Source organism: Paenibacillus sacheonensis (assembly GCF_009909195.1).
Classification (GTDB): Bacteria; Bacillota; Bacilli; order Paenibacillales; family Paenibacillaceae; genus Paenibacillus_Z; species Paenibacillus_Z sacheonensis.
The window spans coordinates 467,584-485,269 of sequence record NZ_JAAAMU010000003.1 but is presented as its reverse complement, the minus strand read 5'-3'; the positions used below and the strand labels follow the sequence as shown (position 1 = coordinate 485,269).

Here is a 17,686-nt window from a genome sequence, read left to right as displayed (position 1 = left end):
CCGCTGCTTCAGCTTACTTGCTGCTTCAACTTACTTATTGCTTAGAGACTTAAGGACACTCTGCACCAATTCCGCGTAACCGGCCTTCAGTCCTTTCCCCGACTGGGCGCTCACTTCGTTGCCGAGGGCGTTCAAGGCATTGGCTGCCTTCTTGGCGTCGGTGCCGGCCGCTTGCACCTGCTTCACCTTCGCTAACAGGCTGTTTACCAGCCCCGGCGTCGTAATGAAGCCGTTGTCTATGCCGTATTGGAACAACGAGTTCAGATGCGCGGTATCCATATACACGGTAATTTGACTTGTGAGCGTAACGGAATTCCCCGCCTTATCGCTAGCCGTCACGACGATGGGGTGTATTCCGAGGGTTAGAGTCAGCGGCGCCGCTTTAATCAAGGTGGATGCAGGCACTCCGTCCAAAGTGACGGACACCGAATCCAAGCCGCTAGCTGCATCGGATACCGCGATCGGGTAGTTCAGGGCATCGCTGATTAGAACCTTCGCAATGTCCGGCATCGTGATCGCGGGAGCCGTCAGATCGATCTGGATGATCTTCTCCTTCGCCGCTTCCTTGTTGCCAGCCCGGTCCTCGCTGTAGTAGCGAAGAGCGTGGATCCCTTCCGAAGCAATCGATATGGAATCGCCGGAGGTATAGGCTCCTCCGTCCAGGCTGTAATAGGTGGAAGCAACTCCGCTGCCTGCATCGGTCGCTTGGAGAGCCACGTTCACGGGATGGGTCTGCCACCCGGTTGGGGCGTTGTCCGTGGTTACCGGAGGTACCGTGTCGGGCCCTGCGGCAAGCTGCAGCGTGCCAATCTTGAATAGATCCTGATAAGCCGTTCCGCTAGCGTCGTTCCAAGCGAACGCGCCAATGCGTGCACCGGCTTTCGCGTCGTTCACCTGAACGTCAAAGCCGATCCGAGTTCCAACCGCGGGCGTAATCTGGATAAACGGAATCCGCATCTCGACGGTATAGGCGTTCGTCGTCTCGTCGTATGTCGTCGCGGAGGTCATCTTCGTTGGAATGCCCTGATTATCCGTCATGCCTGCGTCTACCGACGCAAAGCCGTCATAGCGAACGCGGTAATGTCCGGAAGCGTTCGAGTACATGGCGCTAGAGCCGTTCGTCAGGTCAACGACTACTTCGACTGAATCCTGCTCCCAAGGGTTTGCGTTCCCCTTGTCCAACGGTTCGGACGGATCCTTGGCCACCTGCGCGAATACGTACAGGTTCGCGTCGTCCCACAACACGCGGGCGGCAGCCGTCGGCATAATCGTCCCCGCTTTCGTGTTGCCTGCCTGCGTAACATCGATTGCGATTGGCGATATTGTCTTCCAAATGTCGTCCATCGTGCCGTCGATGTTCGGCGTTCCCTTCGCGGCTGTCGAGGTTTTGCCCCCCGGAGGCTTCTCTGGTGCTTGATAATTCGCGAGATATCCGGCCGGGTCGATCACGGCGTAGAACGCGTCTTTCGGGTACAGTTTGCCGTCGAACAGCAGCGGGCTGCCGGAAGATAACCAGCTGTTGGTGTCTGTCAGTCCCCAGAATGTGATGCGCTGCACCGTGTCCTTGAAGGCGGGATCGGTATACACTTGCATCAACCGCGCGTACTGTGCCGCTTGGGCTGTTTTCTGGTCGGCAGTCTGCGTTCCGCCCGTGCCGGCGGAGATGTCTAATTCGCTGATAGAGACTTTGACGCCGATATCCTTGAACATCTGGATCGTCTTGCGCGTATTGTTGGGGTTGGTTCCGAGGCCGTTATGCTCTTGCATGCCGACTCCCTGAATGAGCTGCTTACCAGGGTGTCCCGCAGCCCAACGGTCATTGATGTCTTTCACCATGTCGCGAACTGCCGCGGCCTTGTTCTGGTCATCCATGCTATAGTCGTTGTAGTACAACAGGACGTTGTAATTCGGCTCCGCTGCACGGGCATCCTTGAACGCCTGTTCGACGTAATTATCGTCCGTCGCCTGCAGCCACGGGGTGGCCTTCAGGTAGCTGTGCCAGTCTTTCGGATCCAGCGAGCTGTCGCGAACGGTACCCCCGAACGCTTCGTTGACGACGTCCCACGAGATGATGTTCTGCGTGTCCGCGTTGAACTTGCCGTCAAAATGCGAGAGAACCGCGTGGATATAGTCGTTCATGTTCGCATACGCCCCAGCCGCGGTCAGACCCGGGTTGGACGGAGTCGGGTCGGAGTCGGAGATCTTGGCGTTGTTTAGCCACGGAATCGACTGCCCTTCCCAGACGAGCGTATGCCCATGTATTTTCAGGCCATTGTCGATCGCGCTCTGAAGTTCCGTGTCCGCTTCGTTAAAGCTCAGATCCGCAACGTTATGCGTAGCGTCGCTGGTGCCGATCAGCGAAGCCGGCTTCGTCGCGTTTTCGGGCGTCACGACGCCGAACTGGGCTTTCAGGACGGACATGATCGGGTTTTGCATGTAATAGGGTCCGATGATGCTGCCCATCAAATAATTCGGGTACGTATTCTTAATGCTTGGCAAGGAGAGAACATCCGGGTTTGTGGTCGGTGTTGTTTCACCACCAATGCTGTTAACGGCAGACAAAGCGGCACTCCCATTCGGCGCAAAACCGTCCGTAGATTGGTCGTCAAAGCTGGCCGTGTATACAACATTGCCGGTTGCCGCGTCTTTTACGACAAAGTTGTCGATGAAGTACGTTATATTCTTTGCGTCCGTAGCTCCGCTATCGCCGGTTTTAACAAACTGAATCTGTCCGCCGCTTGCCGCAAGATACGTATAGGTCGCCGTATATGAAGTCCAAGCGGGGCTTGCCGCGCTTAAAGCTCCCGTATTTTTAATCCAGTTGTAGTTTCCGTTCGTTTGTAGAACGATGCCAGCCACATCTTGGTCGGGGGTGTATAAGTCATAGGAGAAGGTGTAGGCCGTGCCGGCAACGAGGTTTAAGCCGCTTGCCCCTGTGTCTAGTTGCGCGCCATCCCACTGCTGCCCGCCTGTGGTTTGAACTTTTAGGAAATAGCTCCCATCCGTACTGGCCGCACTTGCCTTTTGCATGATCCCAACCTGCTGCAAGAACAATACAACCGCAAACACTGCCATCAAAATCTGCTTAAACCGCTTATTCATCGCGTTTACTTCCCCTCCCAAAGTAAGTTAAGCGTTTACATTTAACCAAACGAATCCTCCTTTTCCGAATTTTCAATTCAAATGATAATATAAAAGAAAACCGTTCACACTACACGGATTAAAGAAGGAACCGTACATATTATAGGTCAGGCGCGGGGAAAGCCAAAAAAGGCGTCTTTTTAAGCAGATGGCACACGATGAAGAGGCCCATGACTAGTCATGGGCCTCTTGGACTTTATATAGACATCCACTACATGGAATTCATGGAATTCATCATAAAAGGAGCAAGCAAGTACATGGTTACGACCTCTTTGCTTATATATACTTTTCCGTTCATAAGCATTGGGGCTTGTTTTAGCATCTTTTTATCCATGCCGACCATGATCGCTTTCGAATCCAGCATTAATTTGATCGTGTACCTATCGCTCATCATCATCGGAGACTTATCGGACATCTCCTTTTCCGCATTCATGCCCATATTCATGTCCGTCCCCATGTACGTTAACGTAATGGAGCGATCTTTCATGTCCCACATGATTTTATAGCCGAGCGTCTCTGCAAACATTCGCAATGGTACGACATTATTCATGTCCATCATCTTATCCTGTTCCATCATCGTGCTTGACTTCGTTTCCATTGGCATCATGTCCTTGGCTTCGGCGATGCCCGGAACAAGAAGCGCCATGGCGAGAACGGATGCTGCAATTGTTCTTTTCATTTTAATCATTGGAAACTCCTCCTTAAGGTTGTTTGGTTCTTCGGTATCAATATACCGAACGGCTCTTAAGGAAGAATAAAGCAAGGCTTACAAAAGAATTAACTTCAAAGGACTCTCCTCAAAGGCACAGTGAGCCAAAAGCGGCTCCCTTCTCCTGGCCGGCTTTCTACGCCGACCTGTCCGCCGTGTCGACGAACAATCGATTGAACGATCGCCAGGCCAAGACCTGCGCCTCCGCCGCCTTCTCTGCGCCGTGAGGGGTCCGTTCGATAAAACCGATCAAACACCCGCTCTATTTCTTTCTCTTCTATTCCCGGTCCTTGGTCCCTTATGGATAGCTCCACAAAGCCATCGGAACATGCTCTGGCTTCTAGATCGATTCTCGATGAGACTGCGGTGTACTGAATGGCGTTTTGCATCAAATTACCGAGTGCCCGTTTGATTTCAAAATCGTCAATCCACACGATGCCAGTATCGTCAGGCACCCGTACCTCGACCTCGATATTTTTCTCGCTCAACAGCATATAGTGACTTTGCAATACTTCCACGAACAGACTATCGACCGCAATCGGTTGCTGTCTTAATTCGATCACTCCGGCATCGATTCGAGATAACTGGAACAAATCTTCGATCAACCCATTCAATCTTCGTGTCTCCAGTCGAATGGTTTGCAGGTATCGTCCGAATGTTTCCTGATCTTGAATGACATCGTCCTGCAGCGCCTCTACGAACGATTGAATGGATGACATCGGCGTACGCAAGTCGTGCGACACGTTCGCGATGAGCTCAGAACGAGCCGCTTCGGATGCGCGGAGTTTTTCGAACATATCTCGCAGCCTGCCGGACATTTGATTGAATTGGCCGGCCAATTGCTGGAATTCCATAGGCCCGATTCGAGGCACATCAATATTGAAATCGCCTTCTGCCAGGCGCTGCGTATCATTCGCCAAGACTTGGATCCATTTGGCAAGAGGACGTGTCAGCAAAGCATGAACAATAAGCGAAACGGCAGCCGCGCCAATGGTGATCAAGGTAATGATTCTGTACTCATTCCAGGATAGCAGCATATAGCGATAAATGACGAAGACGCTTACCAGTATGATCGTTATACTGATTCCGTTGAGGAGCAGTAAATAAGACCGGAACCGAAGTTTCGGCTTCATCTCGCCTCACGCCCTTCGAATTTATAACCAATGCCCCATACGGTTTTGATATAGTTCGGTTCCGACGGACTGGCTTCAATCTTCTCCCGAAGACGCCTGATGTGAACGGTTACCGTTGTCATATCCCCATAATAATCGACGTCCCACACTTTATTCAGCAGCTGGCTGCGCGAGAACGCTTGTTCAGGATGGGTCGCGAGCAGCGTAAGCAACTCAAACTCTTTAACGGTCAAATCAATCCGAACGCCGTTAACTTCCACCTTTCTGCTGGGTAAATGAATGACGAGTCCCGGAAAAGAGATCGTTTCTTTCTCCATTCGAGCAAGCGATTCCTGTTTAGGAGATTGAACGGAACGCAGCCTGCGGAGAATGGACTTCACCCGCAGCACCAGCTCTCTGGGGCTGAAAGGCTTCGTTATATAATCGTCGGCCCCCATGGTGAGGCCAACGATTCGATCGTTTTCCTCGCCTCTCGCCGTTAATAAAATGATGGGCGTATCATGCATGTTGCGAATTTCCTCGCAGACTTGAAATCCATTTGTTTTCGGCATCATGACATCGAGAATGAGGAGATCGGGCGACGCTTGAGCCCACAACCGCAGCGCTTCTTCGCCGTCCCCCGCCGTGATGACTTCATAGCCTTCCCGCTCTAAATATCGGGTGCAAACATCTCTAATATTCGATTCGTCATCCGCGATTAATATTTTGATTGACATAGCTCAACCCTCCGTTGCTGCCGATCGATTTCTGCCTTGCTGTGATTATATCGTATCCGGCAGAACAGAATGATTACAAAACTATTAAATCAATCATGCGTATGATCGATGAAACGCTATTAATGTGTGACCACCTGGTTGAGGGAATCCGGTGATTTTTATTCGTTTCATGCTGTATGCCTGAAAATTCACGATCAGAAACTCTTTAAACGTTCTCAGTTATTATGGCACCAACCCACAAAAACAGGTGTTATCTTTCATAAATAATTGTAACAATAGGACTGCGAAACCGCGTCTCTCCGTTGGTGTTATTTCACCATTATCCCGAATACAAACGAGAACTGCTCTCGTTTCAGGATAAATTAGAAATTCACACACCTAAATACAACATTTGAATAAATACACACAAAATCATAGCCCCTAATTATCTAACCAAGTTTCTCTTTATCTAATGAGCAAATGCAAATAAAAAAGACCGCCCCACAGGCAGTCTGAACGAATTTAGCACAATTGAGAAGAAGTGACACTTATTTTACTACCCTACACTTTCTAGTTTTGATTTGCTTTTTTCCTCTCTTCTACTATCGCTTCTTTATAGTAAACTTGTCATTATTAACCCACGTTGAAAGAAATTGGTTCGGGCAATTTACGGCGAATTCGACCTCATATCGACCGAGGAGACACGAAGCATGTATGAGCAATCCCCCTATTAATTCACTTGGAATACGAGCAGGAGATATTATTACGGCTGACCATGGCGGGAGGATATACACCTTCGAGGTTACGGAGATTAAGAATAGCAAAATAATTCGAAGGGAAGAGTAACGGTGCTCTTCCCTTCATTGTTCGGTTGGTCATGATTACGCGTTTAAAAAAACCGGTGTTTTTAACTCAGCAGACTTATATGCCGCAAGCGCAACTTCGAGTGCACGTAATCCATCCGTCCCCGTCACGGAGACAGGATTTCCCGAGATGACGCAGCTTACGAAATGATCGATAAGCCCTTGGTCCGGATTATCTCCCCAGAACGGCGCCGTCGTCTTCAGCGTATCATCGGAGTGAAGCGTCATATTCTGTTTATAGAGGTCAACTTTCGCGCTTCCCTCTGTACCAACAAGATCCAGCGTTAAATCACCCCAAACCGGATTCGAGCGAGGTCGTGACCAAGAAGGATCGAGTGAAGCAATAACGCCGTTGTCAAAAGAGAACGTGAGCAGTCCGCAATCGTCAATTCCCGCATCAACATGGAATCGATTATCGACTTCTGCGTATACCTCCGTCACCTCGGCGCCTGGCATATACCAGCGCATTACATCGAGCACGTGAACGGTATGATCCATAACGGCACCGCCGCCCGCCAGCTGCTTGTCTGCGAACCAGCCCCATGGCATCGAGCCTCGATTCGTTCCTCCGAAGGCGACAATAGAGCCGAGCTCGCCGGATGCAATACGCTCTTTCATCCGCTGCGCTACCGTGCTGAATCTGCACGGGAAGGCGATCATAAGCTGTACGTCAGCCTCTTCAGCGGCAGCAATCATCGCTTTGGCATCCTCTACATTGGTGGCGATTGGCTTCTCGCATAGGATATGCTTGCCCTGCTTCGCTGCTGCAATTGTATATGCGGCGTGCTTGCTATTCTCCGAGCAGACGATAACTGCATCCACGGACGCAATGAGTTCATCCTCAGACGCGAACCACGCTGTGCCGAACTCCGCTGTCATACGTTGACCGCGTTCCGCGTCATCGTCGGCGATACCGACTAGCTCGGCATGCGGATTGCGCTTAATCGCATGCGCGTAAGACCAAGCATGCATATGAGCGAAGCTGATAATTCCGATTCTCATCCGTTTGTCTTCCTCCTCTATTCGAATGTGACAACTTCGCCAGTTTGTGCGGATCGAAGGGCCGCAAGCGCCAGCTCGAGTGACTTCGCAGCATCTGTACCCGTAACGAGCGGCTCGGTTCCCGTGCGAACACAATCGACAAAATGCCGAAGCTCAATCTCGTAAGGAGAACGGTTCAGCGGACTCTCCCACGATGACGACGGCAGCTCTGCACCTGCACCCCTGCGTGTAACGGCAATCGGCTTATGATCATCCGAATCCAGCTTCATTAGACCTTCGGTTCCCGCAAGCTCAAGGAAGGAACGGAATCCGTCCGGCAGCGCCCAGCTCGCCGTCAGATGCGCGATGACGCCGCTCTTCATCCGAATCGAGACGAAGGCATGCTCGCCGGGGAGCCCCTCTTCCGCAATCTTGGCATAAACCCGCAGTGGCTCGCCGAATGTAGAGCGGAGCCAATCCAGCTCATGAATGCCGAGATCGACAATGACGCCGCCGGATCGGGACTTATCCTTAAACCATGCCGACCATCCAGGCGGAGCACCTTCACGAATCATCCGCACCGTGCCGATGGTGCCAAGCTTCCCTTCTTCTACAATTTCTTTCGCCATCTGATAGTCCGGAGAGAAACGCAGCGCATGACCGATCATGAACGTAACTCCGGCCGCGCTGCAAGCTTCAGTCATTTCGAGCGCATCCTCGACCGACATCGCAATCGGTTTCTCGCAGAAAACATGCTTCCCGCAAGAAGCCGCATATAAGACATGCGCCTTATGCAAATCAGTAGGCAAGCAAATATCGATGATATCCGGATTCTCGACCTGAATAAGCTCCTCAATAGAACCATAGCTTCTAGCCTCATGCTCAGCAGCCAGCCTCTGAGCCGCTTCTACTCTTTCATCAGCCACGCCGACAAGCTCCACGCCGTAGATATTCGCATATGTGGACGCATGCGTTCCTCCCATCATGCCCGCGCCAATGATGCCGATCTTAAGCATAGGTTCATTTCTCCTTCTTATAGACGCGGTGCCCTCGGACATACGTCTCTAATAAAGTCAGTTGATCGTCCAAAATGAGAAAGTCCGCATCAAGCCCTGCAGAGAGCGAGCCTTTGCGCTTATCCGCTCCCGCTTCTCGTGCCGGAACGATGGTAAAGGACGGAAGCACGTTACCGAGCGTGCGCCCGGTATAGTCCAGCACGCGGCGCAGCGAATGGAGCATCGTAGCCGAGCTGCCTGCCAGCGTCTCGGTCCCTTTCATGTAGATTTTGCCTTCAGAAACGACCGTTTCTCCGTAATCGCCGTCAGGCAGGCCCGCTTGGAAAACCGCGTCCGTAATGACGCATACATTCCATGTGCCTTTCAGGTCGAATAAGAATCGCACTGCCGCCGGATGAACATGAATGCCATCGGCAATCAGCTCCGTCGTCAAGCTCGTCTGCGTCATCCCCGCCCCTGCAACGCCCGGATCGCGATGATGAAAGGGACTCATCCCGTTAAAATGATGGGTTGTATGACACGCGCCCCACTCGATTGCCTGAAGCGCCTGTTCATAGGTAGCATTCGAATGCCCAATCGAAACGCGGATGCCTTGAGCGGTCAGCCACTTTACGAATGGTTCGCCGCCAGCCAGCTCGGGAGCGACCGTAATGAGGCGAATCGTACCGCCGGAAGCCTCGATATACCGCTCTATCTCGCCCTGATCCGGCGGATGGAGCAGCGACTCGTCGAACGCGCCCTTACGGACCGGGTTCAGAAACGGGCCTTCCAAGTGGACGCCGATATAGTCGGCACCGTCATATGTCCTATCTGTCTGAGCTTGCAGCGCATGGAGCAGTATCCCAAGGGTTGTCCGCTCAGGCGCCCCGCCGGTCGTTGCAAGCATTGCAGTCGTACCGTGCGAGGCATGGAATCTCGCCGCACCGCGATAGTCCTCCGGCTCACCTCGCAGCAGATCATAGCCGCCTCCGCCATGCACGTGGACATCGACGAAGCCGGGCAGAACGATTTTGCCATCCAAATCTATGATTCGATCTGCTTTTGCCAATTCTGACTCTATCAAACTCGGGCTGCCGACAGACACGATCGCTCCGTCTCCTGCTGCTATAAATCCACCGCCACGAATCAGCTCATAGCCAGTATATAACTCCGCATTCACATAAGCCGTCGTTGCCAAGTCCAAGCCATTCGCAGCTCCTTTTCTAAGCTTCATATGCATGATGAAAAGCGCCAATCAATGCCGCCTCGTCTCCTAGCTCTGCATGCATGACAGACAGCTTGCCTCTCAGCCACGGAAACCGATCATGCAGTCGTTCCCGAATTGGCCCGAGAAACGGCTCCCCTGCCTTCGCGACACCGCCTCCGATGACAATTACTTCAGGATCCAGCAGCGCAACAGCCGTTTCCAGCTTTTCCGCCAAAAGTTCAGCAGCGTAACGATAAATACCGAGCGCTTGCTCGTTAAGGTCCGAGCAATGCCGGGCCACATCCTCAGCCGTTGGGATCCCCCCTTCGTTCTGCCAGCTGGTCAATCCGGCTGCAGCAGCAAGGCGCGAGATGCCTGGACCTGAGACGACGGTCTCGAGGCAGCCGATCTTCCCGCAAGGGCATTGGCGCGTCAAGCCAGTCACGACATCATGACCGATCTCGCCAGCGAGGTTATGGCCGCCGCGGACGAGTTTTCCATCTATCGCGATCGCAGCGGCGATGCCCGTCCCGATTGTCAGGCATATCGCGTGACTTCGCCCTTGAGCGGCACCAGCCATAAGCTCGCCCTTCGCGAACGTGCGAACATCGTGGTCGATCCGAACGGGGACCTGAAGAAGATCCCCCATCATCCACGCAAAAGGAACATGCCTCCAGCCTAGATTCGTCGCATCCGATACGACGCCATCCTCCGGGTTCACTTGACCCGGAATACCGAAGCCTGCCGCGACGAGCGTCGCCGGATCTCCCGGCAGTCTCGCTACTGCATCCCGTATATGCTGAGCAACCATCCTTGTATACGCATCTGCATTTCCAAACCGTTCCCGATTGCTGCCGAGCGTATCGAGCTGCACTTTGACAAGTAAATGGCGCTGTTCGTCGAACAGGCCGATTACCGTCCCTGTCCCGCCGACATCAACGCCTGCATAGATGCGGCTCATTACTCCACGCTCGCTGCTTTCGCAGCACCGTTCGTTTCGGAAGAAACTCGAATCGCATCCAATATCCGCATAATCGTCAGCCCTTGGCGAGCATCCGAAACCGGCTGTTCACGGTGAATGACGCACTGGATAAAATGATCAATTTCTTCTTTGTAATAGTCGTTGCTTTCCACTTTCAAACTGCTTTCAACGGGTACGAGATTCGACTCCTTAAAGAGGAACAGCGGATCCAGACTTGCGCCCCCCTTCGTGCCGTACAGCTCAATCTTCATCGCATCATCCTGCGCTCCGTTGGCTGCCCAGCTCGCCTCGACCGTCAATGCCGCGCCATTCGCGAACGTAATATATGCCGTACCGAAATCTTCAACGTCATAGATTTCCTCGGTTTTGTTATCCACCGATGCTGCCTCGTAGAAGCCATTCACCTTCGTTTCGTACGGTGCAATCCGGTGGAACAGCTTGCCGAGTACATTGTCCGGATCCGGCATCCCCATTAGCCACCACGCCGCATCAAGCGCATGAACGCCGATATCCATCATTGGTCCGCCGCCAGACAGCTCCTTCGATGTAAACCAGCCTTTCGGCACGCCGCGACGGCGAATGATTCTTGCTTTGGCAAAATAAATATCGCCAAGCTCGCCCGACTCCGCAATGCCTTTCAGCGCGCGAACATCATGGCGATAGCGGCTGCTCATGCCGACCATCAGTATGCGCCCCGTCCGCTCTGCCGTTTCGACGAGTCGCGCCGCCTCCTCGGCAGTTGCCGTCATCGGCTTCTCCACGAGCACATCGAGCCCCGTCTCAAGTGCCGCAATAGCGAGCTCCGCATGGCTTTTGTTAAACGTACAGATGCTCACCGCATCAAGTCCGGCTTCCCGAAACATCGCTTCCGCAGATTCATAAGCCACTGCTCCCCATTGCTCAGCCGCTTGCTGCGCGCGTCCGAAATCAATGTCGGCTACTGCAGCAAGTTCCACTTGCGGATGGTTCTTATAATTAGGCAGATGAAAGATATGCGCAATTGCCCCAATGCCTACGACTCCAACTTTAATCGTCTTCATCCGATCACGCTCCCCTTTTATGAAACGAATACCGCACACGCTGTTCGCGAGGCGGCATTCGGCATTCAAATAAGACAGTATTTTTGCTATCTTTTTTTGGGTCCGCTGCCCGAGCTTTCCCGGATAATAAGCTCCGTCGGTATGACGATTTTGCGTACCGTACGCCGTTCCGGCTCTGTCTCCAGTGCCAGAAGCAGCAGATTAACGAGCTCTTGGCCGATGTCCTGAATCGGTTGTCTCACGGTCGTCAGTGCCGGCTTGAACAGCCGCGCCGAGAAAATATCGTCAAATCCAATAACGCCAACGTCGTCCGGTACACGGATGCCCACTTCTTCCATCGCCTTTATCGCACCGAAAGCAAGCAGATCATTGCCGCAGAACAGTGCATCGAACGAAATGCCTGTCGATAGAAGCGATTGCAGCCCCTCGTAGCCGTCCGCAAACGACTGGCCCTTTACTAGCCGAATCAGTCTTTCATCCACTTGATAGCCATACATCATAAGCGCCTTGCGGTAACCAAACTCGCGCTCGATCGAAACCGCCGGTCCTCCGATATAAGCGATACGGCTATAGCCGCACTGGATCAAATGCCCAACCGCTGTAAGCGTGCCTTGCATATGATCACCGACAACGCAGCTTACGCCCAATATACTCGGGTCAAGCGAGACAATAGGAACGCCCGCTGCCTTCAGCGCGTCGATCTGTTCGTTCGTTTCCGAGCTGTAGTGCGGAGAGGAGCAGTAGATGACGCCATCCATTCGACGCTCGAGGCACATTTTCAAATACGCGCTGTCTTTCTCCGGTTCATTATCCGTCGAGCAAATAAGCGTCGTATACCCATGCGCCCAAAGCTCATCTTGAATCACTTCGGATATGAAAGCCCAATATTCATTGGATAGCTGGGGAACGACGAGACCAATCGTGCTCGTCTTCTTCATAATCATAGTGCGCGCGACGAAGTCCGGCTGAAATTGCAGACGTTCGATAACTTCCCGCACACGATTAATCGTATGGCGGCTTACTCTGTCTCTGCCATTGAGCACGCGTGAGACCGTCGAAATCGACACTCCCGCTTCTTTGGCTACTTCCTTAATGGTCGCTTTCATCGTATCCCACCTTCATCGCGGGGAGTGGACTTTAAGGTTACTAACTTTCAACCGGCAAGCGCTGAATGCGCGGGTCGGTGAAAATATCCGATTCATCATGGCTTGCACTCGAGAACTCCGACACGATCGCACCCTCTTGCCCCGCTTGAAACCAATGAAGCGTGTTTGGCTTAATCGTGTACTGCTCCCCGGGATGAAGCTCAATCTCATGGAAGACGGTGTAAAAGGCTTCGCTTCGTACTGGAGGATTCGCTTTGCGATGCGGCGTTTCCTCCCCTTCCACATATAAATAAACAACGCCAGAGCGGCAGCGGAACGTCTCCATCTTGCCGGGATTTTCCGCCGAGAGCGGAGGGTGAAGATGCTCTGGACAAGTTTGGCCTGGCATCAGCACCAGATCCTTCGCGCAGTACCGCTCGTTGTTGATATAGGTAATGAGCTGAAGCCCGCTTAATGCCAGCTCGCCAAGCCCCATATCCGCCACTTCGACATGTTGTTTCTCGTCTTCCGTAAGCACGACGCCGATTTCGGCAAGCTTGTCGACCGTCCACTGCCGAGCTTCCGCGCTGCTAATCACTTTACTCATGCTCCACCGCTCCTTCTCTCGCGAATTCCTCCGCCCAGTTCATTGCAAGCGTTTCGAAACGCTCTGCCATCCATAAGTTGACTTCCCATAGGTTAGCAACCGGCTGCCTTGTAAAAGGTAGCGTCGGCATATAACCCGGTGGTCCGAACTCCGGAGTGAACGTAATCGTATCCGCACCCGCAGCGAGCCTTGCGCGTACGATTTGTTTCCACCAAGCCTCATGTGCCGCCAGCTCACGAGCGTATTCCGGTGCGCGTGGATCCGCAACCTGCGGGCCTTCGGCGTGTCCGACTCGTCCGTGAATATGAACCGATCTGCTGCAGGCTAGATGAACTGCACTCGCATGGCTCTCCAGAAGCGACTCCGTCACGCAGCACCAGTGGCTGAAATCCGCGTTAAGCTTTAGTGAATCCAGCCTGTTCAATAGCTCCGCTGTGTTCCACGGCGTATAAAGCGCCCGCCCGCGGTGCGTTTCATGCGCAACAGCAAGACCGATCGCATCTTCCGTCTGCAGCGCCTGCTCGAAGTAATGCAGCTGGTCGCTGAGCGAGTCACTGTCCTTTGAGCTTTGCGATACGATAAACATCGGGTTAAATGAAGCTGCACGCTCGGCCTGAGCTCGGAACGAAGCCGCGTGATCAGGTCCATCTGTAAGCGTTTGGGCAATAAAGCTGAGCCCGTTCGTTCTCAGCAGTTCTTTGAATAGATTGTCTTGATCGGGTACGGGGAGCGGACTTTCGACCGCCCCGTATCCGGCTTCCGCAATTCGCGCGAAGAGTGCACCTCTATCCTCGCCCAGTCTGATCGCAAGCGGTGAGCCTTCGAAAGAGACGTACTCCCACAATGATTTCACCCGCAGCAATTTCATCGGCTACACCATCCTGCATTCTACGAGCGCGTATAGCGGTAGCTTGGCGATTTGTACGGATAGGCAGCCATCCGAATCGGCATCGTAACGCCATTCGGCTTGAAGGTCTTCACCGTTCAGCGTGTGGACCGTTACTTCCGTTACTGCTCGCGGTGTCCTCACTCGGAATGCGGCTGTAACGGGAACAACGCAATCCTGCTGGCGGTCAAAGCCATAGTTCACAAGATGAACCGCTAAGCCGCCGTTCTCAAGGGCATGCGGGTTAATTCCGATGTCCGGTGATCCGTCGACTTCGATCTGGAACTTAGCGTTCGGCAGCATGCCGCGAATGGCTGTAATGAAGCCGTACAGCTTGTCAGACTCCTCGCAGATCTGCGTACCCGGATGTGAAAGAACGCGCGCAGCGAGTGCGCGTGCTTCTTCGCTGCCGTTGTTCGCGAGTCGTCCGTAAACGACGACTTTGCGGTCGCCATCTAGATACTCAAGCACCGTTGAAAGCTGCTTCGCGGTCATGATGTCATTATCCGGAAGCACGAGGCATTTGTACTTGGAGAGGCGATCCAGCGTAAATTCGTCTTGGAACAGCTCCCCATCATCCGAGATGATGACATCATACGGCACATGCTGCTTGCTCATCTGTCGAATAATATCCCAGAACGGCATGATGACGTCCTTGTTTACCGCGGATGACAGCATCGTCGCTTGGTCACCGTCATCGCCTACGGCATCATTCTCCCGATGCCAGTAGCTTGGATAGCTATAGTTAACTGCGATCTCAGCTCCGGAGATGTTCGAGATCAAGTGATCATTCTTCTTGAGGAACTGCTGCACCGCCATCGTCGGCTCTTTCGGCGCATAGAACGCGTCGCGGATCGTATTCCCCATCCAGCCGCCGTATGGAATCGACAAATTGCAGCCGAACGTCGTCGCCTCGAGCAGCATGAGCTGGAATTGCTCTGCCATGCGGCCATTCTTCAAATTCTCAAGCAGTTCCGGTACGATACCGCCGTACGGGTTCTCGACGACCGTCATCGGCTTGCCGCCGGCGAAGCCGTTCGCATAGCGGTACCAGTAGGCTTGACGGTACAGCGTATTGCGCATCTCTGTCGCGATAATGTCCACTTCAGGCTGCAGCGGCATGTATTGGTGCATAACGTGGAAGAAATTCCCCGACACCAGCACGTCGCGTCCTTTGGACTTGCCGTAAGCGCGGACATGGTCGGTCAGCTCTTTGAAGTAACCGGTCATAATTTTCATCTGGAATTGGAAATAGTCCGAGAACAGCGGAATTGCCCCGCGATTCGGTCCTGGGAAATCGATGCCGTTCGCCTTGATGTATTCGCCATAGTGGAACGTGTCGAAGTCCATGTCGGCAAACTCGGCCGGCAGCAATCCAAGCTGTTGGCGTTCTTTCAGATAGGCACTGAACGGCTTCATGCAGTCCTTGCAGAAGCAGCCGCCGTAATTAATCGCCGTAATCGGCAGCTCGCATTCGTCCAGATGGACGCCGTGAACGCCAGCATCGATTTGAATCTCGATAATCTTCTTCAAATATGCCCGCCATACCGGATTGTTGCGGCACATCTGATAGCAGATTTGCTCATAACCGACCACTTCGACCCAAGCTGCATGAACAGCAGTGCCGTCCCATTTGCGCGCTGCGCATTCTCCCCACAGGTCGGTCACCGGCTCGCCAGCACTGTTCGTAAGACCATCCGGGAAGTAATCGCGGAACGTCTTTTTGAATAGCTTCGGATATTTGTCCTGGCTGAACTCGCGCAACCCGTACCATGTCTTGTTGCCTTCACCGCGGAGAATGTTCAAGCTTAGCAGTTGGGTCCCGTCTTCGCTGATTTCCGCCGGGAACTCCCAGCCTTGTACTTCAAACACGACGCCGAACACTTTGATGCCGTGCTTGTCGCACTCGCGAATAAACTCTTGGTCGTTCATATAGCCATATACGCGAAGGCGCTGCGGTACTTCGCCGTACGCCTCTTCTTCCAAATAAGGGAGCGACAGGCTGCCTCCGCCTAGAGCGGACCAGACGAGCAGCGTCGCCTCGTAATCTTTGAGATCTTCTACCATTTGCGTTCTGCGCATCGGCAAGCTCGGGTGGAAGCAATGTTCATCCCGGTACCATGCATCGAAGTAAATGCCGCGTTCCATAGTCGTTTCAGCCTTCCTTTCAGCTTTCCGGCGTTTAGGGATTAAAGCGACGCAGTGTGAATAAAGAAAGATCGAAACCAGGGTCTTCGCCCGCGGCCAGCTTCGCCAATATTTCGCCGTTCGCGCTGGCGAATTTGAAGCCATGACCGGAGAATCCGGCGCCAATCGCGATATGCGGATAATCCGGGTGGCGGTCAAGTATGAAGTGCTCATCCGGCGTCATTGTATAGGTGCATGCGCTGCCTTTGATGATTTCCGGTTTGATGCCTGGCATATAACGCGCAATGTATGCAGCGCAGTCTTGGCCGTCGTCTTCGAACGTACCGTGAGGCAGCAGAAGGCCGTCTGCCGGCATCGGCCGAATCGTTCCGTCATGCCGTCCTGCCTTCACGCCTTCGCCTCCGATATCCGGGAAACCGAAGAAGATGCCTTCGGGGAGATCGAACAGAAAGGCAGGGAATGTGTCCGGCGCATAATCCTCCGTGAGCGGCTTGAACCATTCCACCGTTTTGCGAAGCGGCGACAGCGGCATCTGGCTCAAGCCAAGCTTCGCGAGCATCGGACCGGCGAACTTGCCTGCGGTCACGATAAGCGACTTGGCCCGATAGAGCTTCCCTGACGCAGTCACAACCTCCGCACCTTCTTTATTCGGATGAATCGCGATTACCGGAGTGTTAGGCAGCATCGTGGCACCGCGCGCGACAGCCGCATCCCGATAGGCTTGCACGCAAGCTTCGCTGAGCAGCACGCCGCTGCCCGCTTCGTAACAGCCGACGAACGAGTCTGGAAGTGCCAATCCGGGCCACCGCCGCTTGATCTCACAGCCGTTCAGTACTTCGACCGGAAGCCTATGCTCCTTGGCGCTGCCTTGCATCTCGGTCAGCATTTGGGAACCAGGCTCGCCGGCTTGCAAGAAACCTGTCTCCAGAAACAGCTTGCGGCTGGTTTCCCGCTCCAGTTCATACCAGAGCGCTTGCGCACGGAGCGCCATCGGCGTATACGCCCTGCCCTCACCGTAAGCATGGCGGATTATCCGTGTTTCGCCATGATGCGTACCTTGTGCATGCGGCGGATCATACGCGTCGATCAGGAGCGTCCTTCGCCCTGCTCGAGCTGCGTGGTACCCGGCGGACATGCCCATGGCGCCTGCTCCAACGACGATCACATCGTATTGCTCCAGTTCCATCGTCAGAACACTCCTTTACTGCTTGCCT

Annotated in this window: 14 protein-coding genes and 1 pseudogene; all 15 read right to left on the bottom strand. The window is 53.5% G+C overall.

Annotation, left to right across the window (positions count from 1 at the left end; genetic code table 11):
* Positions 1–30: 30 nt before the first annotated feature.
* Complete coding sequence (locus tag GT003_RS07565; RefSeq protein ID WP_239565848.1) at positions 31–2,499, bottom strand: endo-1,4-beta-xylanase; 2,469 nt, start codon at positions 2,497–2,499, stop codon at positions 31–33.
* 231 nt (positions 2,500–2,730) lie between these two features.
* Positions 2,731–3,030 (bottom strand): annotated as a pseudogene (locus GT003_RS33125) (carbohydrate binding domain-containing protein); the annotation flags it as partial.
* Between the two features lie 322 nt (positions 3,031–3,352).
* Positions 3,353–3,829: a stalk domain-containing protein gene (locus GT003_RS07560; RefSeq protein ID WP_161696049.1), complete on the bottom strand. Its 477-nt coding sequence runs from the start codon at positions 3,827–3,829 to the stop codon at positions 3,353–3,355.
* A gap of 95 nt (positions 3,830–3,924) precedes the next feature.
* Positions 3,925–4,983 (bottom strand): sensor histidine kinase, encoded by a 1,059-nt coding sequence (locus GT003_RS07555; protein ID WP_161696047.1) that lies wholly within the window; start codon positions 4,981–4,983, stop codon positions 3,925–3,927.
* A complete protein-coding gene (locus GT003_RS07550; protein ID WP_161696045.1) occupies positions 4,980–5,699 on the bottom strand; it encodes a response regulator transcription factor in 720 nt (239 codons plus the stop codon). The genes GT003_RS07555 and GT003_RS07550 overlap by 4 nt, the downstream gene beginning before the upstream one ends.
* 860 nt (positions 5,700–6,559) lie before the next feature.
* The gene (locus GT003_RS07545) at positions 6,560–7,543 is read right to left on the bottom strand and encodes a Gfo/Idh/MocA family protein (RefSeq protein ID WP_161696043.1); all 984 of its coding nucleotides are present in this window, start codon (positions 7,541–7,543) and stop codon (positions 6,560–6,562) included.
* A gap of 17 nt (positions 7,544–7,560) precedes the next feature.
* On the bottom strand, positions 7,561–8,538 hold the full coding sequence (locus GT003_RS07540) for a Gfo/Idh/MocA family protein (RefSeq protein WP_161696041.1): 978 nt from the start codon (positions 8,536–8,538) through the stop codon (positions 7,561–7,563).
* Between the two features lie 4 nt (positions 8,539–8,542).
* Complete coding sequence (nagA, locus tag GT003_RS07535; RefSeq protein WP_239565862.1) at positions 8,543–9,751, bottom strand: N-acetylglucosamine-6-phosphate deacetylase; 1,209 nt, start codon at positions 9,749–9,751, stop codon at positions 8,543–8,545.
* A complete protein-coding gene (locus GT003_RS07530) occupies positions 9,741–10,685 on the bottom strand; it encodes an ROK family protein (RefSeq protein ID WP_161696037.1) in 945 nt (314 codons plus the stop codon). Before GT003_RS07530 ends, nagA begins: the two co-directional genes overlap by 11 nt.
* Positions 10,685–11,746: a Gfo/Idh/MocA family protein gene (locus GT003_RS07525; protein ID WP_161696035.1), complete on the bottom strand. Its 1,062-nt coding sequence runs from the start codon at positions 11,744–11,746 to the stop codon at positions 10,685–10,687. Before GT003_RS07525 ends, GT003_RS07530 begins: the two co-directional genes overlap by 1 nt.
* An 86-nt stretch (positions 11,747–11,832) precedes the next feature.
* Positions 11,833–12,852, bottom strand: coding sequence for a LacI family DNA-binding transcriptional regulator (locus tag GT003_RS07520; RefSeq protein WP_161696032.1), 1,020 nt, complete (start codon positions 12,850–12,852; stop codon positions 11,833–11,835).
* A 40-nt stretch (positions 12,853–12,892) separates the two neighbouring features.
* Positions 12,893–13,438, bottom strand: a complete 546-nt coding sequence (locus GT003_RS07515) for a D-lyxose/D-mannose family sugar isomerase (RefSeq protein WP_161696030.1) — start codon at positions 13,436–13,438, stop codon at positions 12,893–12,895.
* The gene (locus GT003_RS07510; protein WP_161696028.1) at positions 13,431–14,306 is read right to left on the bottom strand and encodes a sugar phosphate isomerase/epimerase family protein; all 876 of its coding nucleotides are present in this window, start codon (positions 14,304–14,306) and stop codon (positions 13,431–13,433) included. Before GT003_RS07510 ends, GT003_RS07515 begins: the two co-directional genes overlap by 8 nt.
* Before the next feature lie 3 nt (positions 14,307–14,309).
* Complete coding sequence (locus tag GT003_RS07505) at positions 14,310–16,472, bottom strand: hypothetical protein (RefSeq protein ID WP_161696026.1); 2,163 nt, start codon at positions 16,470–16,472, stop codon at positions 14,310–14,312.
* Positions 16,473–16,506: 34 nt separating this feature from the next.
* Positions 16,507–17,658 carry an N-methyl-L-tryptophan oxidase gene (gene solA / locus GT003_RS07500; protein ID WP_338045931.1) on the bottom strand — a complete coding sequence of 384 codons (1,152 nt, stop codon included), beginning with the start codon at positions 17,656–17,658 and terminating at the stop codon, positions 16,507–16,509.
* Positions 17,659–17,686: the final 28 nt, after the last annotated feature.

Excerpts from the sequence above, each read along its gene's own strand:
- GT003_RS07560 (WP_161696049.1), bottom strand. The coding sequence starts at position 3,829 with ATGATTAAAATGAAAAGAACAATTGCAGCATCCGTTCTCGCCATGGCG.
- GT003_RS07555 (WP_161696047.1), bottom strand. The coding sequence starts at position 4,983 with ATGAAGCCGAAACTTCGGTTCCGGTCTTATTTACTGCTCCTCAACGGA.
- GT003_RS07550 (WP_161696045.1), bottom strand. The coding sequence starts at position 5,699 with ATGTCAATCAAAATATTAATCGCGGATGACGAATCGAATATTAGAGAT.
- GT003_RS07545 (WP_161696043.1), bottom strand. The coding sequence starts at position 7,543 with ATGAGAATCGGAATTATCAGCTTCGCTCATATGCATGCTTGGTCTTAC.
- GT003_RS07540 (WP_161696041.1), bottom strand. The coding sequence starts at position 8,538 with ATGCTTAAGATCGGCATCATTGGCGCGGGCATGATGGGAGGAACGCAT.
- nagA (WP_239565862.1), bottom strand. The coding sequence starts at position 9,751 with ATGAAGCTTAGAAAAGGAGCTGCGAATGGCTTGGACTTGGCAACGACG.
- GT003_RS07530 (WP_161696037.1), bottom strand. The coding sequence starts at position 10,685 with ATGAGCCGCATCTATGCAGGCGTTGATGTCGGCGGGACAGGGACGGTA.
- GT003_RS07525 (WP_161696035.1), bottom strand. The coding sequence starts at position 11,746 with ATGAAGACGATTAAAGTTGGAGTCGTAGGCATTGGGGCAATTGCGCAT.
- GT003_RS07520 (WP_161696032.1), bottom strand. The coding sequence starts at position 12,852 with ATGAAAGCGACCATTAAGGAAGTAGCCAAAGAAGCGGGAGTGTCGATT.
- GT003_RS07515 (WP_161696030.1), bottom strand. The coding sequence starts at position 13,438 with ATGAGTAAAGTGATTAGCAGCGCGGAAGCTCGGCAGTGGACGGTCGAC.
- GT003_RS07510 (WP_161696028.1), bottom strand. The coding sequence starts at position 14,306 with ATGAAATTGCTGCGGGTGAAATCATTGTGGGAGTACGTCTCTTTCGAA.
- GT003_RS07505 (WP_161696026.1), bottom strand. The coding sequence starts at position 16,472 with ATGGAACGCGGCATTTACTTCGATGCATGGTACCGGGATGAACATTGC.
- solA (WP_338045931.1), bottom strand. The coding sequence starts at position 17,658 with ATGGAACTGGAGCAATACGATGTGATCGTCGTTGGAGCAGGCGCCATG.